A 24,993-nucleotide genomic window follows, 5' to 3' on the forward strand; every position below is an offset into this window, starting at 1 on the left:
TCACTTACAATGGGATGATAAGACTTTCACTCCGAATTCGTATATAAGAATAAAGGAATGTCATTATCCGTATAATCCTACAGGTGTCAGACGTCTGACACCTGTAAGATTAAACGCTCATTATTCTATCCTGGCTCTGATTCCACTCTTCGAAGTTATTTAATATGCTTATTTCGTTTGGTGAGATATACCAAATTTATTCAGGAGAAAGTAATGAAAAAGATTATTCTTGCAGGTCTGCTTGCAACCATGATGGGCTCAACCCCGGTACTGGCAGCTACCACTACCACGCCGGCACAAACTGCTACCGCCAATGTACAAAAAGAAGCTGCCGATATTATGCAGGTCGCAGTACAAGGTGCAAACGCGATGCGTGATATTCAGCTTGCCCGTCTGGCCCTGTTTCATGGACAGCCTGACAGTGCTAAAAAGTTAACCGATGACGCCGCTTCCCTGCTTGCAGGTGACAGCCACGACTGGGCGAAATTTGTAAAAGCTGCGCCTAAAGCCAAGATGATTGACGATCAGTACGTGATTATTAACGCTACGATTGCGCTGTCAGAAGACTATATTGCCACCCCAGCTAAAGAATCCGCTATCAATACAGCGAATGGCAAAATGGCTAAAGGCGACTGGAAAGGTGCTGTGGATACCTTGCAACTGGCGGGTATCAGCGTGCTTCAGACCCAATACCTGATGCCCCTGAATCAGACGCGTAAAGCCGTTGCCAGCGCTCAAAAACTGCTGTCTTCAGGTAAATACTATGAAGCAAACCTTGTGTTAAAAGGTGCTGAAGAAGGCATTGTGATCGATAGCGAGATGCTGGGCGCAGGCCAGTAATACTCAGCACTACGGAGTGTTGAACCAGGACTTTCTCTCCTGATCGGGTTGCTACGGCAACCCGATCAGGGGGGTTAATGGCTAATCAAACTGTTAATCTCAATCTCAATTTCCCGCATGACGGCAACAATCTTCTGTAATGCTTCCTGGCGTACTGCCAGAGGAAGATCGTCATGTCGCATCGATTCAAAAGGTTCGCATAGCATCTGAAGAGCAGTAATGCCCAGAATTTGCGCCGAACCATGCAACCGGTGAAGGGCTCGCAAAAACAGCTGGGGTTCGTCTTGCTCAACGGCTTTCTCGGCCGCCTGTAAATCGCTAAACGTTGCCTCGCGGAATGTTTCGAGTATCTCGTTCATTAATGCGCGATCGCCGCCGGTATTTTCCGTCAAGACATTGAATTTCAAATGCCGGATTGCACAAGGAGACGAATAACCGGTTTCGATTTTGCTTAATTCATGCGTCAGTGTCTGAATCGACACGGGCTTAAACAGACACAAATTCATGCCGTTTTGCAGACACCTGTCACGTGACTGTGGGAGCGCGCTGGCCGTCAGTCCCCATATTTGTAAATGAGGCTGCTGACGACGTAACGAAGCCGCAAGATCAAACCCGTCCTTCTTCGGCATATTCACATCGGTTATCAACAGGTCGTATGATTTTTTAGCCAGTTTGGCTTCGGCTTCCTCACCATCACACGCTTCATCCACGCTGTAACCAATGGCGTTCAACTGTCGCTTAAGCAGCAGGCGATTGGTCGGGTTGTCATCTGCTATCAAAATAGACAGACACGGCAGCGGCAACAGCGCCCCCGGCGTGTTGCTATCCGGTACAACTGACTGGCGGGCTGTCTCAACCGGCAGCGTTATGGTAAACGTGGTTCCTTGCGCCGGGACGCTCATCAGCTCCAGCGTACCGCCCATCAGCGTCACCAGCTCTTTGCAGATAAATAATCCCAGACCAGACCCCGTTTGTTGACGCCCACAGCGCCCCTGAGCGTAGCGACGAAACAGCCCGGCCTGCTCCTCTTCGCTAATCCCGCAACCGGTGTCGCTAATGGCGATGGTCAGGGTACCGTGATTCTCCCCGTCAGGTGTTAAACGGGCTGTCACATGAATGCTACCCTGCTCGGTAAACTTGAGCGCATTGCCCACCAGGTTGGTGAGATTTTGCCGCAAAGCTTGTTGATCGACAAACACCCGCTCGTTTGCCGGCAACTGACTTACGCAAGCAAGCGTAACGCCTTTCTGTCTGGCTAAGGCATCAAAAGAGTGACACTGCAATTCAATGAGCTGCGAGAGATCCGTCCATTGAGGAACAACCTGATATTTACCAGACTCAATCTTATCAACGTCCAGAATCTTACCGATCAGCCCAAGCAATGACTGGGCTGTCGCTGCGGTAAGAGCAATCGCCTCTTTTCGTTGTGCCGGGCTGAGTTCTGAGCTCGACAGTAATTCCAGAAAGCCCACAATCGAGCTGACAGGGGTACGTAATTCATGGCTCATGCTCGCAAGAAAGCGACTTTTGGCCTTGGTTGCTTCAATCGCTTTATTTTTTTCGGTTTCCAGTTCTTGAGACAATGCCTCTTTGAGATGAAGCTGCTCTTCCAGCTGCCGCTGCGATTGTTTTCTTTTATTTACCTCACGGGAGAGTGAGATCCCCCAGATCAGGCTAATTGCTATCAGCAACAGCGCAAACACCACCAGTTGATAGAACTGTTTGCTATACCGACTCCAGAGATCGACCTGCGTATTTGAAATTTTCGACCACTTCTCCGTCATCTGCAAAATCTCACGCGGCGGTATCGCCTGCAGCGCTTTATCCATTACGGACTTCAACATGGGCTCGTGGGGAGAAACCGCAAAGCTCACCGACGCGCCAGGCATATCTGGTAGCCTAAAAAAGTGCATGTTTTTCTGGTAGTCATGATCGACCATGAACCTTGCCGACAATTCGGTAGCAATTGCCGCGTCAACCTTGCCATCCCTGAGCATAGTCATCGCGACGCTGCCAGTATCAGCATCCACCCAGGTGGCCTGCGGGTAGCGTTGTTTCAGGTCACTTTCCAAAACATGTCCGGCGGGCAACGCAATACGGATCGGTGTATTCAGTAACGAGTCGGCCGTTTCATCGCGGGAAGTGATAATCACAAACGCCACATTCATCAGCGGATCGCTAAAGGTCGAATTGTGCTGATTTTGATTTGTCAGGGTGATAGTGGGATACATATCCCATCGTTCGCCGCTTATTTGTTTTGTCTGTTCACTTTTGGTGTTGGCCAAAACCGGCTCAAAATCAATCCCCGTTTGCAGATGAATAATATTCAGCAAATCGCCAAGAATTCCACGTAACTCACCGCTGCGATCGACAAGCGTGTAAGGCGGATAATCTGGATTGATAAGAATGCGAATAGTATGTTTCTTCTTCAGCCACGCTTTTTCCTGATCGGTAAAAGGAATAGGCGCATTCAGAAAAGCAAGGTTACCGCGGTTCAGCCAGTTCTGCATGACCTGCATATGAATTTCATTACTGATTGACGTAATGAAACCATCAAGAATATTTCTTAATACTGGCTGGTCGTCCTTCACCACAAAATAATTATATTGCTCTTGTTTATCAAAGTAGTGCGTAATAACCAGTGATTGCGAAAAATATCGGGAGACACAATGACTGCTGGTGATATTATTCCCAATATAATATTGGTTATCACCGTTCACTACCGATGCCATGGCCTGATACTCGTCGTCGTAAAATGAGACTTTAGCTTCAGGAAAAGCATCCTGGATAACATCAAGAAAAGGACAATCTCGCACACACGCGACGCTAACCGGATGCTCCGAGGTCAGCGGCAGCATAGTGTTTTTTAGCGAGGTCACAAGCGTCGGCCACGTCGTCAGTAATGCCGAAGTGCGCAATAAATGGCCGCCGACATCTTGTCGCCGGGACAGCTGAGTTATCAATGTATCTACATCGTTACTAGCAAGTGCGTTCAGCGCTTCATGCTCATTATCATACTGCTTTATAACAATTTTTATATTGAGATTCTTTTGCATTAGCGCAAGATAATCCGCGTTGACGCCCCGATAATATTCACCGCTATTTTGATAAACAATGGGGGAGACTTCCGGTAACCAGGTGCCAACAACCAAGGTTTTTTTATGCGCTAACCAGTTTGTTTCTTCCCTGTTCAAGCCGATATGTTGTACTGAGGTATTATAGTTACTTTTTAGCTCAACTTGCCGGGCTGAGCTTACACCCGTAGAAAACCCGATGGTAAATATGACCATCAAAAAAATAAACAAGCGTTCCAGCATTACTCTATCCTATTTTATTTCTTTGCGCATAATCATAAATTTCCATTAATGACGAGCAATCTAATTTCTCCATCAAACGGCTTTTATAGGTGCTTACCGTTTTATTACTGATGTTCATTTTGCTGGCAATAGTGCTGTAATCCATACCGTTAAGAATATAACGCAACACTCTCATTTCCTGGGTCGACAACGTATCAAGCTTATCCTGTTCGCTGACAGATGAGCCAGTAAAATGCTCAAGGGAAAAGGGAAAATAGCTATACCCATTTTTTGCAGCTTCGATTGCGGCAAGAATATTATTCATACCCTCTTTTTTACTCACAAATCCGTTGGCACCGTATTCGGCGCTACGTTTGCCGTAAAAAAATTCATTTTTGGCTGAAATGATAATGATTACACCAGCATAGTGCCGCTTTCGCAGTTGCTCCAGCACTTCGATGCCGCTGATGCCCGGAATATCCACATCAATAATCAGTAGCTCCGGCTTAGTTTTTTCAACGGTTTGGACCACATGCTCTCCGCTGTCGAGCTCGGTGGTTACGGTAATACCATTAGTATCGAGTAAGTTGCGGATGGCTATGCGAGCTAATGGGTGATCATCAACGATTATCGCGTTCATTGCGTATAAGAATCCCGATAAATAAAGAGAGGCGATGGCTATCGAGCAGGTGAGCCTTAAGCATTATAATTTATAAAAATAAGGCGTTATCAGGTAAATCCTAACACATTCACACGTATATTTATTAGTTTTTTATAAAAACGAAGAATAAGGCATAAATGCAACACTGTATTTTACAAATTTTAAACCTTGAGCCTATCTAAATATCAAACCATTAACACAACCAAAAGGAATATTCCTACACGCGTAGGATAAATCTCTCATTTATTATGATTCATTCTTAATGGCCGGGGTCATATAACCAGGGGGAGTTTTCATCACAACGACAAAGGTGTATATGCAGAATAGCTATCTAAGAATCATTTTTATACCAGGTCAAATCAGGAGAAAAAGATAATAAACCTGCTGATTTGATAGTAAAACGCCCTGTGGCTCAGGAAACAGCAGAGCCACAGGAGTCAGTCATGAATCAGGCTTTACTGGGCAACGCCCCAATAGCATGGGAGCTTTTCACGGTCAGCGTAACGACAGCAGAACACAACAGCGCGGCAATCATAAAGATAGATGAGTCCGGTAGAGTACCGGACTCTGACAGAGTAACAATGAAATTATGGTGTCCAGGTATAGGGGTTCAGTGCACGGTGAGCCTCCATTGCGCATTCACGGGTGTCTGAGCTTCAGAGAATTGATATCGCTGAGGTGAACGGAACCCTGAGCCGGAATCACATGTTCTCCATACATGCTTAACTGAACGGTATTGCGCGTAGCGCGGGCTTGTGGTTGGTATAACAGAGCAAATTAAGTACAGGAATACTTAATCAAACACACCATTGATAACCGCGGTGACAATTGCCGTGCTCAGTGCAATCAACACCAGATTGTCGCCAACAACCTGCCATTCATAACCCGGGTAATACGGCAGTTGATTCAGCATCGAGGATGGGACACTTTTCTTAGCGATCCCCGGAGGAAGTGGTTTTCCTCGCGCCAGATTTTTGGCGATGCCCGGAGGCAGTGACTTATATCCCGTCAAACCATATCTGACGGCATACTGCCTGGCCATGTTATAGCTAATATCACTATCAACATGGTCCGGCTTGCCATAATTTTTACGCTGTTCCGATTGCGAGTTGTTTTTTGGGCCTGGGTTTCCTTTCTGGCTATGACTGCTATTACCCTTATTCCCACTATTACCATGGTTGCCGCTATTACTATTTCCGTTGCCATTACCGGGGTTAGCCGAAACGGGGATAGCGCACATCGACATCGCGGCAACGGCAACTAAAGCCGTTGCTAAAGTACGGAGCCTGGACATGATGATTCCTTAAGATATGGATACATACAAAATGTATGGTATTGCGTGAATATTGGCTATCGCTATGAATCCGATTTATTGGCAGAAAAACGCTGTCGTTTTGCAAAGTGAGCAGCTTTGATTGACTGTTTTTAAAATTAAAACCCGCCATTCCCGTTAACTCAGATCGGCAAGCGACAGGCACAGGATCTGAGTTTTTGGGAATAACTTCGCGAAAATGGAGAGAAAACGGCGTTTTTTTTCGGTTAAGCTATGTTCATGCTTTGGCGCTACCCATGGTCAGATTCACTATTCAGGAACCCACCCATAATGGCAAAAAGTACCCCGCAGCTGCCGCTCGACCCACATATGTGTCGCAGCTATGAAAAAAAGTCGCGAAGTCCGCTGGCGCTCTACTCAGAGTATCAGCGGATGGACGTCGAGCTGCGGGCTCCGCTGGCCATGACCTACAGCCACTGGCACGGTCAGGTTGAAGTGAATGTGCCGTTTGATGGCGATGTGGAGTACCTTTTCAATGACGAAGTAGTGAAAAGCAAACAGGGCTTTATCACGCTGTTCTGGGCCTGCACACCCCATCAGCTGACGGATGCCGGGCACTGTAAACAGATGGCCATCTTCAACTTACCGATGCATCTTTTTTTGTCCTGGCCGCTGGACAGGGAACTGATTAACCACGTGACGCATGGGATGGTGATTACGTCGCTTGCCTCGCAGCAGCTGAGCGCTTTTGAAGTGCAGCGTTGGCAGAGTGAACTCAATAGCGACAATGAGCAAATTCGTCAATTAGCCATTGATGAGATTGCCCTGATGCTCAAGCGATTTAGCCTCGCTGGCTGGCGGCCAGTGCTGGGTAACAAAACATCGCGCACCCAGAAAAACAGTATTTCACGGCATTCACAGTTTTACGTCAGCCAGATGCTGGAGTTTATTGCCGCAAACTGCGACAAACAGCTTACGGTCGATGCTATTGCCGAACACGTTAAGCTCAACCCAAATTATGCGATGGGCATTTTTCATCGCGTGATGCAACTAACCATGAAACAGTATATTACCGCAATGCGCATCAACCATGTGCGGGCTTTGCTCAGCGATACGGATAAAACAATTCTGGATATCGCTACAATTGCAGGTTTCCGATCCAGCAGCCGTTTTTATAGCTCATTTCATAAATACGTCGGCATGCCGCCGCAGCAGTATCGCAAACTGAGCCAACAGCGCCGAAATCATTCACCTTATGCCGAGGGGTAATTTATTCGTCAAACTCACTCTTACCTTACAACCAAAATATAAACATCAGAATAGCAGGTCAAAATAGATAATCTGCAGCAGTTAATAAAATAGGGTTCAGACATGAACTCTGGCAACTATGTTACTCAGTTATGGGTGACCTGTAGCAGGTATTTATTTGACGTGTTCAACCATTATCGATTGGGATGGAATTATGGAATTAAATAGCTGCACCGCCAACAACAGAAAGCCATTGTCTTTCTTTTGGTCAGTTTTACCCATGATAGTCATGCTGGGTGGCATTAGTATCGGATATTTTATCTTCAATATTCGAGCTGAACCCATGATCCTCATGGGAACCGCAACCGCCTCGTTTATCGCCATCGCTCACGGCTACACATGGGATGACATTCTACAATCTATTTGCAATAAAATATCTGAAGCGCTTCCTGTCATATTAATCGTCGCCAGTATCGGTTTCTTAATTGGCGCATGGATGGTGTCAGGCACTATTCCAATGATGATTTATTATGGTCTGAAGTGGATTAACCCGCAGTATTTCTATATTTCAGCATTTATGCTGGGGGCGCTGATCTCAGTCTGTACCGGCACCTCCTGGGGATCTATCGGAACCGTCGGGATCGCCATGATTGGCGTAGCGATTGGTCTGAATGTTTCGCTGCCCATTGCTGCTGGCGCTATTGTCTCCGGCTGCTGGTTTGGTGATAAGCTTTCTCCGGTTTCTGACTCAACCAACATGGCGGCGCTGGCTGCCGGTGTAAACCTGTACTCGCATATCGGCCATCTGCTGTGGACCACCGGCCCGGGATTTATTATTTGCTGCGTCGTATACAGCTATATGGGCATGGGCATTGATGCCTCATCCAGCGCGCCAGCTAATATCACCAACTTGATGAACGCTATCGGCCAGATTTATCACTTTAACATTCTGCTACTGTTGCCACCGATCATCGTTTTGTATGGCTCACTGTCAAAAAGACCGCCAATCCCGATGCTCTTTTTATCCACAATAGTCTCGATGATTCTGGCATTAGCCTTTCAGCAATTTACCGCATCATCGGTTGGCGAATCCGTGGTTAGCGGTTTTAAGCTCGCGATGCTCACCGGAGATAACCTGCCAACACTGTCATCAGATGTTTCGCGCTTACTGGAACGAGGCGGCGCCATTTCAATGTTTAGCAGCTTCGTCACCGTCTTCAGCGCCTTCAGCTTTGCCGGCGCAATGAGTGCGACAGGCTCTTTGCACACCGTGATAAACGCGCTCACGAAAGGCGTTAAATCCACATTCCGCCTGGTGGCCACCACGATTGTGACGACGTTCACCATCTGTGCCTGTACGGCAAATGGAACCTTGCCACTGCTGCTGTGCGGCGATGCCTTTAAAGAAGAATATAAAAAACGAGGGCTTGCGACAAAGAACCTCTCGCGTACTACCGAAGATGCCGGAACCGTTGTCGAACCGATTATCCCCTGGTCTGCCTCGGGCGTTTATTGCGCCACGATGCTGGGCGTGGCGACGCTTGATTATTTGCCATGGGCAATCCTCTGCTACAGCGGCATCATCTTTGCCCTGCTGTGGGCTGCCACCGGTATTGGCATTGCTAAATATGAACCAAATGAAGCTACAGAGCATATGGTTGAGCAAAAATCATAGGCTAATAAATAGCTAAATATTGGCTACCACCAGGGTAAATTTAATATATCAATTAGATATATAGAAATATTCTTCACTGTTGCGTTGCTTAAACTATTTTTCAGAGACTGTCCAGGAGTCAGCAATGTCTTTGTTTGATGATATTGTCATAAGGGATGTTAATTGCCGTAAATACGGTCAATTACAACAGATGTACGGCACCACCGATGTATTACCGCTGTGGATTGCAGATATGGATTTTGTGACGCCAGAGCCAATCATGAGCACACTGCGTTCAGTGGTATCGCAGCCAGTACAAGGCTACAACCTGGATTATCCGCAATGGAAAGAGTCCGTTATTCATTGGTATGTGCAACAGTATGATATCGACATAAAGCCACACTGGTTGCATTTTATTCCCGGCGTCATAAAAACTATCGTACTCTCTCTGATGGTGTTTACCCGACCAGGTGATAATGTTTTAACCTGTACGCCAATATATGACCCCTACCCTAATCTGGTAAACACCAGCGGCAGGAATTTGATTCAAACGCGCCTCATTGAGAAAGAGGGTCATTACGAATTTGACTGGCATGATTTCAGCGAAAAACTCAAGCAGTGCAAAATGTTTCTTTTCCCTTCGCCGCATAATCCGGGCGGTATGGTGTGGTCGCGGGAAACGCTGGAAAAAGTAAGTCACTATTGTCAGCAAGCTGGCGTCATTATTCTCTCAGATGAAGTGCATAGTGATTTAACCCTGCCAGGCAAGCGCCATCTGCCGTTTTTTACTTTAGACGAAGCGACAGGGAGCCAGTCAATCGTGCTGACCTCAATCAGTAAAACCTTCAACACGGCGGCGATCCAGGGCGGAATTGCCATTATTAAAAATGATGAATTACGCCATCAGTTCTATGGTTTCCTGGATAACTGCTACCTTGCCGAGACACATTCATTACAGCAGGCGGCCATTTACAGCGCCTTTACCCATTGTGGCGACTGGCACCAAAAATTATTAGCCTACCTGGCCGACAATGTGGCGTTTGTTAAAAGTGAAATTGAAAAGCACTGTCCCTTAATCTCCATTGTGTATGGCGGCGCATCGTATCTTCTGTTTCTGAACGCGGAAAAAATGAATCTTAGCGATGAACAGCTAAGCGCATTTTTTGTGCAGGAAGCAAAACTGGGTCTGTCACCAGGCGCGCAATATGGCCCCGGCGGAGAGGGTCACATGAGACTCAACGTTGGGTGCCCGCGCTCGGTACTGGTAGAAGCGATGAACCGACTGAAAGCGGCGTACCAAAAACGACAGAACGCGTAGCGCGCATCACACTCTTTGCCCCGCCACGGTGGGGCAAAACTATACAAAGATGTTGCAGAACTGCTATAAAGTTTTTCCGTTCTGTCGGCTGGTGTTAAACTGGAAAGTGTGATCTTCATCATAACCTGCTTAAACAGAGAAAAGAGACACTGCTATGCAACATATCATTGAGGGCTTCCTCAACTTCCAAAAAGAGATTTTCCCTCAACGTAAGGAACTCTTTCGCAGCCTGGCATCCAGCCAGAATCCCAAAGCGCTTTTCATCTCCTGTTCCGATAGCCGCCTGGTGCCAGAACTCGTTACTCAGCAAGAGCCCGGACAGCTTTTCGTTATCCGCAACGCCGGTAATATCGTTCCGTCTTTTGGACCGGAACCCGGTGGCGTATCTGCTACGATTGAATACGCGGTTGTCGCACTTGGCGTGACGGATATCGTCATCTGCGGACACTCCAACTGCGGCGCGATGAAAGCCATTGCCGATAGCCAGCCTCTGGATCCGATGCCCGCAGTGGCTCACTGGTTGCACTATGCCGATGCCGCGAAAGCCGTGGTTGAGAAGAAAACCTGGGATAACCCAATCGATAAAGTTAACGCCATGGTGGAAGAAAACGTTATCGCACAGCTCAATAATATTAAAACGCATCCTTGCGTCGCGGTTGGGCTGCGAAATAATGCGCTTCGTCTGCACGGCTGGGTATATGACATCGAAAGCGGTGAAATCCGTACCCTGGATAAAAACAGCAAAACCTACGTTTCCCTTGCTGATAACCCGCAGGTGCATTTCGAGTAAATCGTCCACTGGAGCAAGGATGCTCTGGAGAGCTTTTACCTACTTTTGTGCTATAGACAAAAAACATGCTTGCGACTAGTTTTAAAATAGCCACTGGTGTTCTCACATCAGTTTTCGCACATTTATACAACGTTGCGACAGGTCTCATGAACTGAGCCGCAAATAGCTGTTCATACATGATGCAGGCGATAAAAAGGAGCGGGTACGAATGCAAGCAAAAATAAAAAGAATAATAAATATGTTATTCTATCATGAGTCGTGGGATATCATGATTATTAAGGATCATGGTACACACTTATTCCCAAATAATACACTGGATATATTAAGTAAATCTGCTGCACAGCAGTTAAAAAAGAAATATACGTTTCAGGCCGATCCTTTTCTTATTGAAAAAGATGATAAACTGTTTGTCTTTTATGAAGCTTTTAGCTTTCGCAACTCGAAAGGCACGCTCCGATGCCGTATTCTTGATCGTGAACTGGTTGAAATTGATGACGTGAAACTTGAAGGTTTTGACGACCTGATGTGTCATTTGTCATTTCCTTTCCTGATTAATATTAACGATCAGCTCTTCATGATTCCTGAATCATCAGAAAGAAAAGAAGTGATACTGTTTCAGTCAGTAGAGTTTCCTACACGCTGGAAGAAAATTAAAGTTCTAATCTCTGACACCGAAGTGACAGATAACATTTTTCTTTCAATGAACGAGACCTGCTATCTTATGTCGACCACCATGGATAATAAAATAATTATTCATTCGGCAGAGCATCTTCACGGACAGTGGCAGAGAATTACTCCTGCATTGAAGGTGAGCAATCATCATCATCGGGGAGCGGGTGCGCCTTATCTTGTCGATAACAAAATGTATTTCTTAACCCAGGAATGCACACCTGAAACATATGGAAAATCTATCTACATCAAAGAATTAGTTACACTGAATGACGCTACTTTTGATGAGAATCTGATCGAACAAATCAATTCGTCGATCAACCACAGTGATGGCGTTCACACGCTAAATTTCTCAAGTAACTATATTGCCTATGATACAAAAATAAATAAGTTCAGTCTGTTGGCAATCTTTAAAAAAATATCCTATAAGTGTATGATAAAATATAGAAACGTATATCTTTCCCGGCAAAATAACTGATCCATTGGATCCTTGGGTGCATTGCTGGAAAATCGCTCGGGTTTTTAGCATTTTTCTGGAGTCTGTATGGCTATTCTTGTCACTGGTGGTGCAGGTTATATTGGTTCACATACTGTTTTAACGCTACTGGAAAGAGGCGATGATGTCGTTGTCATCGATAATCTGGCGAACGCCAGCCGAATCTCGCTGGACAGGGTCGCGGAACTCACAGGAAGGGAACCCATTGTTATATCGCTGATGTTCTCGACAGGCAGGCATTAAAAAACATTTTCGCCAACCATAACATCACTGATGTCATTCATTTTGCGGGCCTCAAATCGGTTTCCGAGTCGATAAAAGAACCTCTTGCTTACTACGAAAACAACGTCACTGGAACGCTGGTTTTACTGGATGAGATGCTGGCCGCAGGCGTTAATCGATTCATTTTTAGCTCATCAGCTACGGTATACGGTAATCCGGAAAGCGTGCCGCTGAGCGAGCAATCGCGTACGGGGGGTACCACCAATCCGTACGGTACCTCTAAATTAATGGTCGAACAGATTCTGGCCGATTTCTCCCGTGCGCAGCCCGATTTCCGCATTACCTGCCTGCGCTATTTCAACCCGGTAGGCGCCCATCCATCGGGTCGAATTGGTGAGGATCCCAACGGTATCCCCAATAACCTGGTGCCGTACATCTCCCAGGTTGCGATTGGTAAGCTGAAAACCGTGTCGGTGTACGGTAATGACTATCCAACCCCCGACGGCACCGGCGTTCGTGATTATATCCACGTCATGGATTTGGCGACCGGCCATTTAGCCGCGCTGGATAGCCAGAACAAAGGCGCAGCCTACAAGGTGATTAATCTCGGTACCGGGGTCGGTTATTCTGTGATTAATCTGATTGAGGCGTTTGAAAAAGCGGCGCAGAAAAAAATAAGCTATCAGTTTGTCGACAGAAGGCCCGGCGACATTGCCGAATGTTGGTCTGACCCGTCACTGGCATACAAAGAGTTAGGCTGGAAGGCCATCTACAACCTTGATGAAATGATGCGTGACACCTGGAACTGGCAAAAAAACAACCCGAATGGTTATAACATCTGATGTACCCGGCAACGAGCCTGAGCCTCAGGCTCGTTGCAGTGACGGGCTAGTGTGCCGTTATCGTTGATACGCGATACCAGCCGCTGCTCTGCTTTCCTTCGTTGGCAAAGTTAATTCTTGCCGCCCCGGATTTATCCAGCATCGAAACCTCAATGGCGTATTGCCCTTTCGCCAGTCGACCCGGCATGGGCAATGCGTAGCTAACCTGATAAACGCCCGGGAGCCAACGTCGTATATCATCCGCCGCATTCCCCTGCGCCACCACCTTATTGGCGCTATCCACCACACGAAATGCCAGCGTGTAGGGCAGATAAATCGGTGCGATACCTTCGTTATACCAGGTACTGTTCAACCTCAACGTTTGTCCGCCGTCCCACACGGACTCATGGCTCAGAGACGCTAAGCGAAACCGATAGCCCAGTTTGGTCAGCGCATCATCAACAATCGGTCGATAATCGCTGGGTATCGCTCTCGATTTCAGGTTGATCGTGCTGGCGTGCTGCTTGACCGCCCAGTCAAAAATGCCCTGCACTTCGGCACGCGTATAGTGGAAGGTGTTCTTCCAGTCCTGCATATATGAACAGATTTCCAGACTGACCGGCGCACGTTTCCAGGCATCGTTAAACCCCGAATAGCTCTGCTGTGCTGCCAGTAATCGCTGCGGGTAATCATCGGCCATATGGCTCCAGGAGTCCGAAAATACGCGCAGGTCACCCCAGCAATCCGCCCGCCATCCAGCCCCTCGCGCCACCGCATTCGCCAGGCTTTGCCCACCGCTCATCAACATTATTTTCGGCGTCGAAGGGAAGGCAGAAAAGTGCATTGCGACGTAGCGGTCTAACTGCGCGGTGGTGTACTGCTCCAACAGTGGTTTCAGATCAGGGAAATTGCTGTTATGCCATTCACCCCAGGCCCCCACCATGCCGATATCCACAAAAGCGAGATTCGCATTACCGTCGTAGCGTTTTCCGAATGCGTTCAGCAGACGCTGGCTGTACTCAATAAACAGCGGGTCGCTTAAATCCGGAATAAATGTTTTATTATCGGGCGTCCAGCTGCCTTTCACGCCTTTTTTAATCAGCCAATCGGGAATTTTGGTGCCATCCCCCGGATCGGCAAGCACCATAAAGCGCAGCCCGACATTCATCGCGGGACGATGCGCTGCCGCGTATTTGAAGGCATCATCCACCAGCGCAAAATTATACTGACCTTCAACAGGCTCCAGCTCTCGCCAGTAAAATCGCTCGTATTCAAATCCGGTATTGGGATAATCCGCCAGACCCAGCGTTTCACCGTACCCCTGATGAAAACTTGCCACGCCAATCCCCGGATTGGTTAGCGGGCCCGTTAATGCTTTGGGGGTTACGGTCGTTAATGCAGACATAACCGCCAACGGAAAGGACATCAACAACAGCGCAGAAACCCATTTACACTTCATCGCAGTGACGCCCTCCACAGGTTTGTTTACGCTAGCGGTTTTTCAGACTTAACCACCAGTCCCATATACCCACATGAAAATTTTGGAACACATCAATACCTAATGCTGATTTGATCATATACAGCGTCAGCAATACGCAGCAGGTAACGAACAACACGGCTATCAGCAGCAAAAAAGTGAGCAATATTCTCGACAGGGTCGATTCCTGACGATGCTGCCGACGCAAATCTCTGCCAAACAAAAAAACCAGATAATAGCGTTTACTGAAAAAGGGAAAGCTTCGGCGAATATCGATCTGATGCCGCGAAGTCAGAGTCGAGGCCAGGATCGCTTTTTCCACCCCTTCTTTTTGTTCAGGAGTCAACCCTTGCGCAATCGGCTCGTCAAGGTGAGCATAAAATCGTTCGATGACGGGAGGACGATTTTGAGGACTGGTCAAAATTAACCTATATCTTTATCAATTGAGTGATAGACGTTAATCGTCTTTTTGGCGATTTCATGCCAGTTATAGTTTTGCAAATATACACGATAGTCCACGCTATTGGTTGCCGCCCACTCGGTTAATTTCTCGGCCAGGCTGGTCACATCCCCCACCTTAAAATAGGCCTCGGACGGCAGTTGAACTTCGAGGTTAGCCGGAATATCACTGACGACGGCAGGAAGAGAAAATGACATCGCTTCCAGCAGCGCAATGGGCAATCCTTCATGGTATGAAGGCATCACAAACAGCTGTGCCTGCGAAAACACCGCCTGAAGCTCATCACCACGCAAGAACCCCGTCATCACAACGCCAGGGGTGTCCGCGGCAAGCTTTTTGAGGCGAATGCTGTATTCGGTCGGATGATCCGCATCGCCAATTAACACTAACGGCATAGTTAAACCGCTGCGCTGATAGGCGGCGATGGCATCATGCATCCCTTTTTCTTCCACAAATCGCCCAACCACCACGAGGTAGTTTTTCGGCTGCAGCCCAAAGCGGGAGAGCGTATTGTCGATGGTCAGCGCAGATAACGACCGCGGCTCGTTGACGCCATTGTGAATTAAATGCGCATCATAGCGAGCGTGTTTTTTCTGGATCAGTTGATTAATAACCTCAGAAATCACAATCACTTCGTTGGCATATCTCACTGCCCAACGCTCACCCAGCAGCAATATTTTTTTGGCAACGAATCCCCATTTTTGACGATCGTAATCAGGTCCATGGTGGGTGAACACCACCTTTTTCCCTAACATACGTAATAATGGGATCACAAGCCCAGGCCCGATAGCATGGACATGCACAATATCTGAATGGTCGATACTTGTCCTAAATGCCGCTAAAACGGAATGGACAATCGCTTCCAGCGAGCGCTTTTTGGGTGCCCACAGCGCGTAGGTTTCAACTTTCTTATATAACGATCGTTTGTAATTTACATACGGCGAGCGTGCAATCACGCAAATATCAACGTCCAACTGCTGCTTAATGGCAGGATATAGATTCTGACAGTGTGTCTCCACCCCGCCCAATACATCGGGAATACCACGCGTACCAAAAACCGTTATTTTTTTACTCATACTATGGCCTGCTCAGCAGTTCTTTATAGAGCGCCAGTAGAGTATCCATATGTTTACTCAGCGCATATTTTTCACTCAATCGCGCACGACCCTGTAAGCCCATGACCCGCGCCTTCTCTGGCGAGTCGGCTAGTGCATCCATCGCATTTGCTAGCTCCTGCGCATTGCCAGGTTCGAATAAAATCCCTTCGATACCATCACGAATTTGTTCCGGGATACCGCCGATGCGCGATCCGATCACCGGCTTGCCTAAGGACATCGCCTCTAATATCGCCATAGAACAGTTTTCATAGCATTCTGAAGGAAGGATCACTGCCCGGGCATGCTTAATAAGGTTATCGAGAGCTTCCCCTTGTTGCACATAACCTAAAAACTCAACGTCCGGGTATTGGGCGACTAATTCGTCGTGCAGGGGACCGTGCCCCACAATTTTCAGCGGCGCTTTGTTCTGCATTTTCTCATGCGCCGCCAATAACGTTGCCACGCCCTTTTCACGGCTCAGGCGACCGAAGTACAGCATATAGCCCGCATCGCTTACCTCACCCAGAGGACGGCTGTCATCAACGCCATTGACGATGACATCAATGCGCGAATTCGGCAGCGTACGCAACAATACGCCGCGTAAAAAGACGCTCGGCGAAACGATCACATCCAGCGCCTGGTAATTTTGCGCAATATACTGCCAGGTCGCCTCTAAAGAGAGCAGGAGGCTTTTTGAAGCAAAGCCTTCCTGGCAACGATACCTGAAGGCATTGAAAACCGTCCCGGTAATACAGGAATCACACACTTTACCGTCACGCAGCATGGAATAGGCAGGACAGACGATTTTATAGTCATGCGCGGTCAACACCGTTTTGCAGCCAAAATTGCGGGCCACTTTAATCAACGCCGGCGTTAACTGATGGTAAATGTTATGGAAGTGGACGATATCCGGACGCTCTTTTTGTAGTAGCGCCAGCATCTTTTTGCAGGCCTGCGAATTATGAATAAAGTTAACCGCCGTTTTGAGCCCGCCCAGCAGATTGCTCTCCTGGTGGTAGTCCACATTGCTGACGAAATAATCCGCATAGTTCGAAGGGAAATTGTTCTCATGCTGCATCGAGAAATCAATAACCTGCACTCCGGCCTGTTTCAGCATCTCGCGCTCTTGAAAATAAACGGTTTCCGCGCCGCCTTTAATGAAAAAAAACTTATTCACTAATAAAACTTTCATTGCGCCAGCCTTAGTTATTCATGAATGATTTTACTGTCAGGCGGAGTCAACGGATCGCGTACTGGTTTAGTCAACCCTTTAACAAGTCCCGCAGAAAGCACGGCCAGGTTCATTACGCTCTGCAATCCGTTCAATAACGATCGATTCTGCACGGTTTTCAAGATAATAAAGGCTAGCAAGGGTAGAAATGCAATATCGAAAAGTTCGAGATTGAAGGTCACCGCCGCAATAAACAAGGCAATCAGATACACAGAAAAAATCGCCTCGTTCTTAACCATTTTTAACGCTTTGCCGAAATAAGGTTTTCCCCACGCACAACGTAAAAGCTCGCCCGGTGCCTGATAGTATCCACTTTTCCAGCGGTGCTTCAGCATCTGAAAGGTCGGCATGGTATGCGAAGTATGAATAAAATACGGAATATTCAGGCGGCGTAGTTTATAACCCGCATCGAGCAAACGCAGGCCCAGTTCGGCTTCTTCATAAGCGTGCAAATTACGGTTGGTGAGATAACCAATTTTCTCAATCGCAGAGCGGCGATATAACCCACCACCGCCTAAATGGTCACTATCTCCAAGCGGATAGATTTTACTAATACGCTGCTTACGCGATTTAAATTCATAGTTAACGGCATCGTCCATTTCAACGGTTCCCGCGACACCTGCATATTCCGGCTCAGCCTGCAAAAAAGCGACAGCCTGATCCACAAAGCCCTCTTCCAGCTCCATGTCGCCGTCCATCAGCAACAGATATTCCCCTTCACTATACAGATAACCTAACTGATGCCCGACGCCGCAGCAGCGATCGCCAGGGTCAGTTAAAGAGACCACGGTCACCCCTTTATCGATCGCAAGCTGTTGGGTGTTATCCGTTGACAGGCTATCTGCCACTATAATTTTATGTGGATAATCAACAAGCTGTCTGCGGATACTGTCTATCGTTTTCTCAATACATTCAGATTCATTGAGTGTTTTAATACTCACTGAAATAAACGGTTTTTGGTCCATACAATTACCCTACACAGCGAAGGACGGTTCGACGAATCACTAAACTTGATCCTAGTGATAAATAGAACAGGAATTGTAACATCGGTGTAATCATCAGTATCTGGCTGTAAGGTAAGCTAATTAAGCAACTGATAGCAAAAGCGTTAAACGCCGGTGCAAAGCTCAGCAACTGAAGATCCTGCTGGTCCAGTTGTTCAAGCGTCAGTAATGGCTTTGGCTGACAAACTTTCAGGATATAAATGAATAAGCTAATAAAAAGTAACGTGCCGATCACCCCGACTTCCCACAGCAGCATACTCAGGGAAGTCGAGTCGAGAATTAAGTTATAAATGATATTCAAAAAGCCCGGCGACACCGTACTCCCGCTGTTAGTGGCGTTGAGCCCGTACCCAAATAATGTTCCTGAAAGCCCCCACAGATCGTTATTTTTCAACCAGAACAGGAACGTCGTAAAGCGCCCTAACTCCCCGGTAGACATGATGTAGTTCGGGTCAAAAATATAGCTTAAGGAGTCGATGAAAATGCTTAACGAGCTTTTCGACGGATCGCCGCCAAACGCGGAAGAATAATAGTACGCGAGGATCACTATCGACAGGCTAATAAGCAGCAGCATGCCCGCCACAATAACCAACAGCGTCTTCAGATTAACCTTACTGACGTCTTTGACGTAGCTCGGTGAGATCCACACCCACGCGAGGAACAGAGGTGACAGCAGAATGACGAACTTCACTTCACCAATAATACATAGCCCGATCCCAAGAACAATGTGCAGCGCCATGGACTTGAACGTGGTCAATCCGTGCTTATACTCAGAGACTTTTAACAACATAATCAACAAGCAAAACAGGCCCATCGCAGCAGTGTTACCGCCCCCCATGGGGTCACCGCCAAACGTACCAACCACGGAGTCCCATTTCTCATCTTCGCCACGCACTGCAACGCGCTGGGGAACGACCAGCAAAACCTGATAAATCATTACCGGGATTTGCGCGTAAAACACCCAGTACAGATAGCGCGTTGCACGGTAAATCTGCGACTCCCGGCAAAATCCCAGCAGCAAACAGATCATCACCAGTGACAATGCGATTTCATTTTTAAATGCCACAATCGCGACGGTGATCCCGCCCTGAATCAGCGTCGATGTTCCGGCCAGTATCAGGAACGAAAAATACAACGCCAGGACAATCGTCTCCTGCGCATCCAGCTGCAGCGAGCCATCACGCGTCTGCATCACCAATAATCCCACCATCAACAGGGTCAGGAAAAAGGGGATCCACAGCACCGACTGTATGCCGGTAAAGTATTGCACCAGGCCACACAGGATCAGCGTGATAAAGCTAAAAACCTGTAAATAGTATCCGGTATTCAGCGTCATAGTATCACCGGCTTGTCTTTCAGAAGATTGGCTCGCTTATTCATTTTCAGATAAATGAAGGCGTAGCGAATAAATGTCAGTGAAGAAAACAGGATAACCGACGTAGCATAATCTTTATGAAAATAGGGAATGACGACAAATGCGAATAACACAATCGCCAGCTGTTCCAGTTGGATACGCAGAAAATAGCGGTGGGAACCAAAAATAAGCTCAATCACCGTCAGAGGGCTTATCGCCAGCGCCGGGAATAAATAGGGCAACATGTAGCGCGACGTCTCAATGGAGTTAATCCAGTCTTCGCTAAAGCCCAGACGCATCACTATTGGATAGAAAATAAACACCCCGAGAGTACAGATAACCCCCAGAACCAACAGTAGCATCCGCACCCTGGTATATTCCTGATAATTAAAGGTGTTATTTCTGAAGTCGATAGACCACTTGGAAAAAATAGTATTGCGCACTGCGTTGCCGATGATCACCACCGGCGCCAGGCAAAAGCGGCTAACCACGGAAAAATAACCTGCCGTCAGCGCCGAGAACCAAAAGTTAATCAACATAATCGGCAAATTGCTGCTGGCCATCGCCAGCACTTCCGCACTACCGACTTTGGTAATGTGATGGATATTTTGTTTGAAAAAATGCCAGTTACTGGCAGGTCGCAAATGTCTGGCCGCCACAGAGCGAATATCAAACGAATGCAAAATACAGCTTATGGTCAGCACCATCGTCGCGCAGGCCCATGACCAATAAAACAGTTGCACCTGATGCGTAACCAGCACCGAAAGTAATACCACCACAGAGACAGAGATGCGCTGGAAAATCAGAAAACGAAAATTGGCCGTGCGCAGCGACAGGTTTTCCGAGATTAAAACCCACGCCGTCGCCAGCGTCAGCAAATAGAGGAACAGGATGTTCTGGTGAAACAGCCACGCTGTCAGTACGGCGTACGGTAAGGCAATGATCGTGCTTTGGATCAGGCAAAATACGACGTTCTGTACCAGTTCGTCGTCGTGCTGTTTTGGAATTAAAAGCTGCGATGCAAAGGTACACACCTGCGCGCCCACCACGGCGATGCTGTAATTGAGCGCATAAAGCCCCACCTCAGCCATATCGTACTTGTGTGAAATCAACCAGATAGACAGCGCACCAATCAACTGCGAGATGACTGATGAACCGGCTATCGTGGAAGCGCTCTTCAGTAGACTCATACCCGGCCTGGCGTCGTCATCAGTTGATCGGTACTGAAGTTAAGTGAACGCAGACCCTCCTGGGTTTCAAGATCTTTTTCTTCAACCGCATTGAGTACCGCGCCAATCACCACGCCGTTATTTTCCTCAATCTTATCCAGCGCGCTGGCGATGTGTCCCGCCGACTCCCCCCCGGCTTTCACTATGAAAACAACCCCATCGACGGCACGCTTGATCAGTTGAACATCCTGGCTCTGATTCACAGCAGCCACATCAATAATGATGCGCTGATAATGCGATTTCAGTTCGCGCATTAAGGGTTCAACGTGCTCCGACGACAACATCAGTAAAGAAGAGATGGTGCTCTTGCCGTGCGCAATAAAGTCGAGATTATCACTGAGCGTGATCCGCGCCTGTTCCAGCTGAGTCTCTCCGCGCAGCAGCTCAGCCAGGCCTGCGGATGTGGCTGATGCCAGTTCAGAAGAAAGCCCGCCCGTATTAAAGAAATCTGCATCAATAAGCAGCGTTTTCTGGTCAAAACTAAAGGAGTTCGCTAACAGATTCGCCAACAAAGAACGCCCATCACCGTGTTCCGTCGATGCCACGGCGAGCGTCTGTAATGGACGATTATCCAGCATAATCCGGGTACGGATACCGTGCACAATATCGGCATTCAGCGGGTTCTTCAGGATCATGTCCCGCACTTGCGCACGCCCTGAGGTTCCACTAAAACGACGGATTTCGCCCAGCGGGGTAACGTTGAGGCGCTTTTTCATGCGACTCAGGCTAGCGATTGAGTTATCCATCGCCGCTTTGACAATGAAATACATGATGCTGAACACGACCACCAGCATGACCACCATCACCAACAGCAGTGATTTATTCGGCTTCGCCGGTTTTAGTGCGGGAACAGCGGGATCGTATAACACCGCATCGGCATTCACGCCGGACAGCGACAGCTCCTGAGTACGCTGATAGAGCGATTTATACAGGTCTTCCATTTTATCTAACGACAGTTTTTGGCCGTTCCAGGCATCCCGTTTTGACGCCATTTTCTGGAAGATCTCTTTCTGCTGTTCCACCTGTTGCTGATAGTTCTTTTCATCCGCCAGCGCCGCCAGATATTGCTGACGTAAGCCGACTTTCAGCTCACCCAACACCCGTCCGGTTTGGCTTTGGATCGACTGAACATCGGCCTCTGCTTTTAAAATGGCGGGGTTTTTTGGCCCATAAACTTTGCGCAGTTCAGACAACGTACGCTGCGCCTGAATCAGCGCAATGCGCAGATCCTGAATCTGAGCGTGGTTAGAGACCGAAGGCAGCGAGATAACGCTTTCGGCGGACTTCCCTGCGCCATTCACTTCGTTATAAACGGATTCAGCGGCAACACGACGTTGGGTCGCATCGGCCAGACGATTGGTCACGATACTTAACTGCTCGGTTTCAAAACCATCGATACCGCGAAAGGTCAACAGCCCGGCATTTTTCAGATAGCTTTCCATCTCTTCTTTTTGCTTCGCTATCGACTTCTGAATCTCTTCCATTTTTTCATAATTCAGTTCGCGGGCTTTCTCTACTTTCTGACGCTTTTGCTCCAGCGTATAGTTGATGAAAGCCTGCGCGACGCCGTTGGCGATATCAGCCGCAACCTGGGGCGAAGTCGATTCATAGGTAATAGAGGCGAGGTTCGTTGTCCGAATACCGATGACATTCAGGTTTTTCGACAACGTTTTCAGCGCCAGCTCCATTCTCAGTTGCCGACTTTCATTGCTATCAGCGCCCTGAGCATCGGCTTTTTCCCCGGTAAATGCCGGGTTTTCATCCAGCTTCATATCGCGAACGGCTTGCTCGAGCACAATTCGTGAATGCATCAACGCATATTGCGTTTCGTAGTAACCACTGCGCGTTGAATCGAAACCATCAACCTGTGGGAACGGAGAAACGTTATCGGCCTGCGCCTTAATCAGCACCGTCGCCGTTGATACATACTTTGAGGACATCATGCTGATTAACGGATAAGCCACGACCCCGGCAACGATACCGGCCAGCGCGATTTTCCAGGCGTTCTTTTTCAGCGCTTTGGCAAAGCGGGAGAATTCAACAGTGCTTTCTCGTTTTTTGCCGTTTTCCACTATTGATAGTTTCATCGTCAGAAGAACCCCATGCCAATAATCACGACATCCCCAGGATGAACAGAGTGCGTTAAATCAACATTCTCAAGCAGCTGATTGCTACCTGACAGGCGAATGTTGATATCTTGACGGTCAGCACGATCTGTAAATCCCCCCGCCTGCGCAATAGATTTCTCGACGGTAAGCCCTGGCTCATAAGCGAATCCATTCGGACTTTTCACCTCGCCAGAAACATAGTATTTACGGAACTCGGCAATACTCACCGTCACCATCGGTGTTGTAAAATAATCTCCAGTCAGGCGTTGAGTTAATTCGTTAGTCACCTGCTCAACAGTTTTATCTTTTAATATAAGAGCACCAACAAACGGGAAATTAATCTCCCCACTCTTATCCAAAATAAACCGCATCGTCATATCGGGTTGACCATGAACAGCGATATTGACAGTATCCCCTGCCCCAAGTCGGTAATCCTGCTGAACAGTAGCAGGATCGTCCATTAATCTCGGGCTGGACGTTGTGCATCCGACCATCAGGATACTGAATAGCAAAACCGCGCACAGTTCTATTATTTTCATTTTAGATCTGAACCTTAGCTTTAAGCATAATCATAGAATTATCATAACCCAACGTTCTGATGACTTCCTGATTGTCGTTGGGACCGATATAAAACGAATCAGTATCCTTATTCGAATTCAACGTATCTATTTGATATTTAATCTCAAAATTGACCGACGGTGTGTAGTCATAGCTCATGGTTACGCTAAATACCCCATCTTTATCATGCCGATCTTTATTCTGTTTTTTATAGTCTTCTGAAGTGTATGAGTAATCCAGCAAGGTAGAGAAACGGTTGCCTAACCAGAAGTGCTGGTAAGAAAGACCATACTGGGTGACTAAAATATATCCCCCAACTTCCGATGGGTCTTTAATGCTTTGCGCTGAGTGCACCGTGAAAACAGACTGTTGTAACGGCTTCCACTCCCCTTTTACATCCCAGTTTAGACCATTAAAATCATGCGAGTTTGCGTTGTTTTCAAATGTCTTGTACAACCATGAAATATTCATGTCGACATTGGTTTTTCCCGTCAACTGTGACTTCAGGCCATACAGTAAATAATACTCATTAGTGTCTTTTTCTGAGTTGTTATCATAGTGACGCTGGTTAGTAATAAAGCTATAGCGAAAACGCGTTCTGGATGTGTATTGGTCAAAAATTTCTGCCACCAGGCTATTTTCGTGCCATTCCTGTTCCTGAATGTAATTGTAGAAATCTTCACTACTCTCCTGGGCGTCAGACGTATTGCCGAACGTCAGTTTTTTGTATAACAACGCCAGTTCCGCTTTCCCGCGCCCATCCGGCGCGCCAAAGCTGTAGCGCAATTCACTGTTAATAAAATTCGTCGTCAGCGGAGATTTAATCCCATACTGCTCGAATTGACCCGGTAGAAACCCCTCAGTGATCCCTCGACCGCGGGATTCGTGCCCAAGCGTATCCTCCAGATTGAGTGTTAAGCCGTGCTTGAGCCCATAGCGCCAGGCACCGTTAAAACGGAATCTATGGTCACTCCCGTTTTTGCAACACCGATTTTGACGATAAATTGGCTTGCTTGAATCTATCCGGCGTCTGAATGGGATTTTATTCCCGCGCCTCGATGAGTTCCGCGCCTGATGAACCTCCAGAAAATATACGGCTTCAATGAGCCTTTCCGTTTTACAGGTTCCTCAACAGGCCGGTGGGCCGTTAGTATCATCAATATCAGTATTCGCAAAACCAGATCAGT

18 protein-coding genes and 2 pseudogenes are annotated in these 24,993 nt (G+C 47.5%); 7 read left to right on the plus strand and 13 right to left on the minus strand.

The features are described 5' to 3' along the window. Positions 1-213 precede the first annotated feature (213 nt). On the plus strand, positions 214-840 hold the full coding sequence (locus B9P82_RS25475) for a YfdX family protein (RefSeq protein WP_101701223.1): 627 nt from the start codon (positions 214-216) through the stop codon (positions 838-840). Positions 841-914: 74 nt separating this feature from the next. Here B9P82_RS25475 and B9P82_RS25480 read toward each other — a convergent pair whose 3' ends face one another. From B9P82_RS25480 to B9P82_RS25490, 3 genes are all read right to left on the minus strand, one after another. Then, complete coding sequence (locus tag B9P82_RS25480) at positions 915-4,157, minus strand: response regulator (protein WP_101701224.1); 3,243 nt, start codon at positions 4,155-4,157, stop codon at positions 915-917. 4 nt (positions 4,158-4,161) lie between these two features. Further along, complete coding sequence (gene evgA / locus B9P82_RS25485) at positions 4,162-4,776, minus strand: acid-sensing system DNA-binding response regulator EvgA (RefSeq protein ID WP_016157256.1); 615 nt, start codon at positions 4,774-4,776, stop codon at positions 4,162-4,164. Positions 4,777-5,590: 814 nt separating this feature from the next. Then, positions 5,591-6,091, minus strand: coding sequence for an anti-virulence regulator CigR family protein (locus B9P82_RS25490; RefSeq protein ID WP_101701225.1), 501 nt, complete (start codon positions 6,089-6,091; stop codon positions 5,591-5,593). Between the two features lie 309 nt (positions 6,092-6,400). On the opposite strand from B9P82_RS25490, the gene melR reads away from it, so the two are divergent. The 6 genes and pseudogenes from melR (at position 6,401) to galE (ending at position 13,309) form a co-directional block, all read left to right on the plus strand. Beyond that, positions 6,401-7,339, plus strand: coding sequence for a transcriptional regulator MelR (melR, locus tag B9P82_RS25495; RefSeq protein WP_016154104.1), 939 nt, complete (start codon positions 6,401-6,403; stop codon positions 7,337-7,339). A gap of 193 nt (positions 7,340-7,532) precedes the next feature. Then, a complete protein-coding gene (gene nhaC, locus B9P82_RS25500; protein WP_016154105.1) occupies positions 7,533-8,993 on the plus strand; it encodes a Na+/H+ antiporter NhaC in 1,461 nt (486 codons plus the stop codon). A 124-nt stretch (positions 8,994-9,117) separates the two neighbouring features. Then, the gene (locus B9P82_RS25505) at positions 9,118-10,290 is read left to right on the plus strand and encodes a MalY/PatB family protein (protein WP_101701226.1); all 1,173 of its coding nucleotides are present in this window, start codon (positions 9,118-9,120) and stop codon (positions 10,288-10,290) included. A 154-nt stretch (positions 10,291-10,444) separates the two neighbouring features. Continuing rightward, positions 10,445-11,080, plus strand: coding sequence for a carbonic anhydrase (locus B9P82_RS25510; protein ID WP_016154107.1), 636 nt, complete (start codon positions 10,445-10,447; stop codon positions 11,078-11,080). Between the two features lie 208 nt (positions 11,081-11,288). Then, positions 11,289-12,227, plus strand: a complete 939-nt coding sequence (locus B9P82_RS25515; RefSeq protein ID WP_049270986.1) for a glucosamine inositolphosphorylceramide transferase family protein — start codon at positions 11,289-11,291, stop codon at positions 12,225-12,227. Positions 12,228-12,293: 66 nt separating this feature from the next. Then, positions 12,294-13,309: pseudogene (gene galE / locus B9P82_RS25520) on the plus strand (UDP-glucose 4-epimerase GalE). 46 nt (positions 13,310-13,355) lie between these two features. Here the strand turns inward: galE and B9P82_RS25525 are convergent. From B9P82_RS25525 to B9P82_RS25570, 10 genes and pseudogenes are all read right to left on the minus strand, one after another. After that, complete coding sequence (locus B9P82_RS25525) at positions 13,356-14,747, minus strand: DUF4832 domain-containing protein (protein ID WP_101701227.1); 1,392 nt, start codon at positions 14,745-14,747, stop codon at positions 13,356-13,358. Between the two features lie 31 nt (positions 14,748-14,778). Then, positions 14,779-15,186: a hypothetical protein gene (locus B9P82_RS25530; protein WP_016154111.1), complete on the minus strand. Its 408-nt coding sequence runs from the start codon at positions 15,184-15,186 to the stop codon at positions 14,779-14,781. A gap of 2 nt (positions 15,187-15,188) precedes the next feature. Further along, positions 15,189-16,301: a glycosyltransferase family 4 protein gene (locus B9P82_RS25535; RefSeq protein ID WP_016157268.1), complete on the minus strand. Its 1,113-nt coding sequence runs from the start codon at positions 16,299-16,301 to the stop codon at positions 15,189-15,191. A gap of 1 nt (position 16,302) precedes the next feature. Further along, on the minus strand, positions 16,303-17,514 hold the full coding sequence (locus B9P82_RS25540; protein WP_101701228.1) for a glycosyltransferase family 4 protein: 1,212 nt from the start codon (positions 17,512-17,514) through the stop codon (positions 16,303-16,305). A 14-nt stretch (positions 17,515-17,528) separates the two neighbouring features. Continuing rightward, on the minus strand, positions 17,529-18,518 hold the full coding sequence (locus tag B9P82_RS25545) for a glycosyltransferase family 2 protein (RefSeq protein WP_016154114.1): 990 nt from the start codon (positions 18,516-18,518) through the stop codon (positions 17,529-17,531). Between the two features lie 4 nt (positions 18,519-18,522). Further along, the gene (locus B9P82_RS25550) at positions 18,523-19,893 is read right to left on the minus strand and encodes a capsular biosynthesis protein (protein ID WP_101701229.1); all 1,371 of its coding nucleotides are present in this window, start codon (positions 19,891-19,893) and stop codon (positions 18,523-18,525) included. Next, positions 19,890-21,101: a lipopolysaccharide biosynthesis protein gene (locus tag B9P82_RS25555; RefSeq protein ID WP_101701230.1), complete on the minus strand. Its 1,212-nt coding sequence runs from the start codon at positions 21,099-21,101 to the stop codon at positions 19,890-19,892. Before B9P82_RS25555 ends, B9P82_RS25550 begins: the two co-directional genes overlap by 4 nt. Continuing rightward, entirely contained in the window at positions 21,098-23,227 is a 2,130-nt protein-coding gene (locus B9P82_RS25560) for a GumC family protein (protein WP_101701231.1), read from the minus strand. Before B9P82_RS25560 ends, B9P82_RS25555 begins: the two co-directional genes overlap by 4 nt. 2 nt (positions 23,228-23,229) lie before the next feature. Continuing rightward, positions 23,230-23,787 carry a polysaccharide biosynthesis/export family protein gene (locus B9P82_RS25565; RefSeq protein WP_016154118.1) on the minus strand — a complete coding sequence of 186 codons (558 nt, stop codon included), beginning with the start codon at positions 23,785-23,787 and terminating at the stop codon, positions 23,230-23,232. A gap of 1 nt (position 23,788) precedes the next feature. Next, positions 23,789-24,784 (minus strand): annotated as a pseudogene (locus B9P82_RS25570) (outer membrane beta-barrel protein); the annotation flags it as partial. Between the last annotated feature and the right edge of the window lie 209 nt (positions 24,785-24,993).

This window comes from Citrobacter sp. L55 (assembly GCF_002850715.1).
GTDB classification, from domain to species: domain Bacteria; phylum Pseudomonadota; class Gammaproteobacteria; order Enterobacterales; family Enterobacteriaceae; genus Citrobacter; species Citrobacter braakii.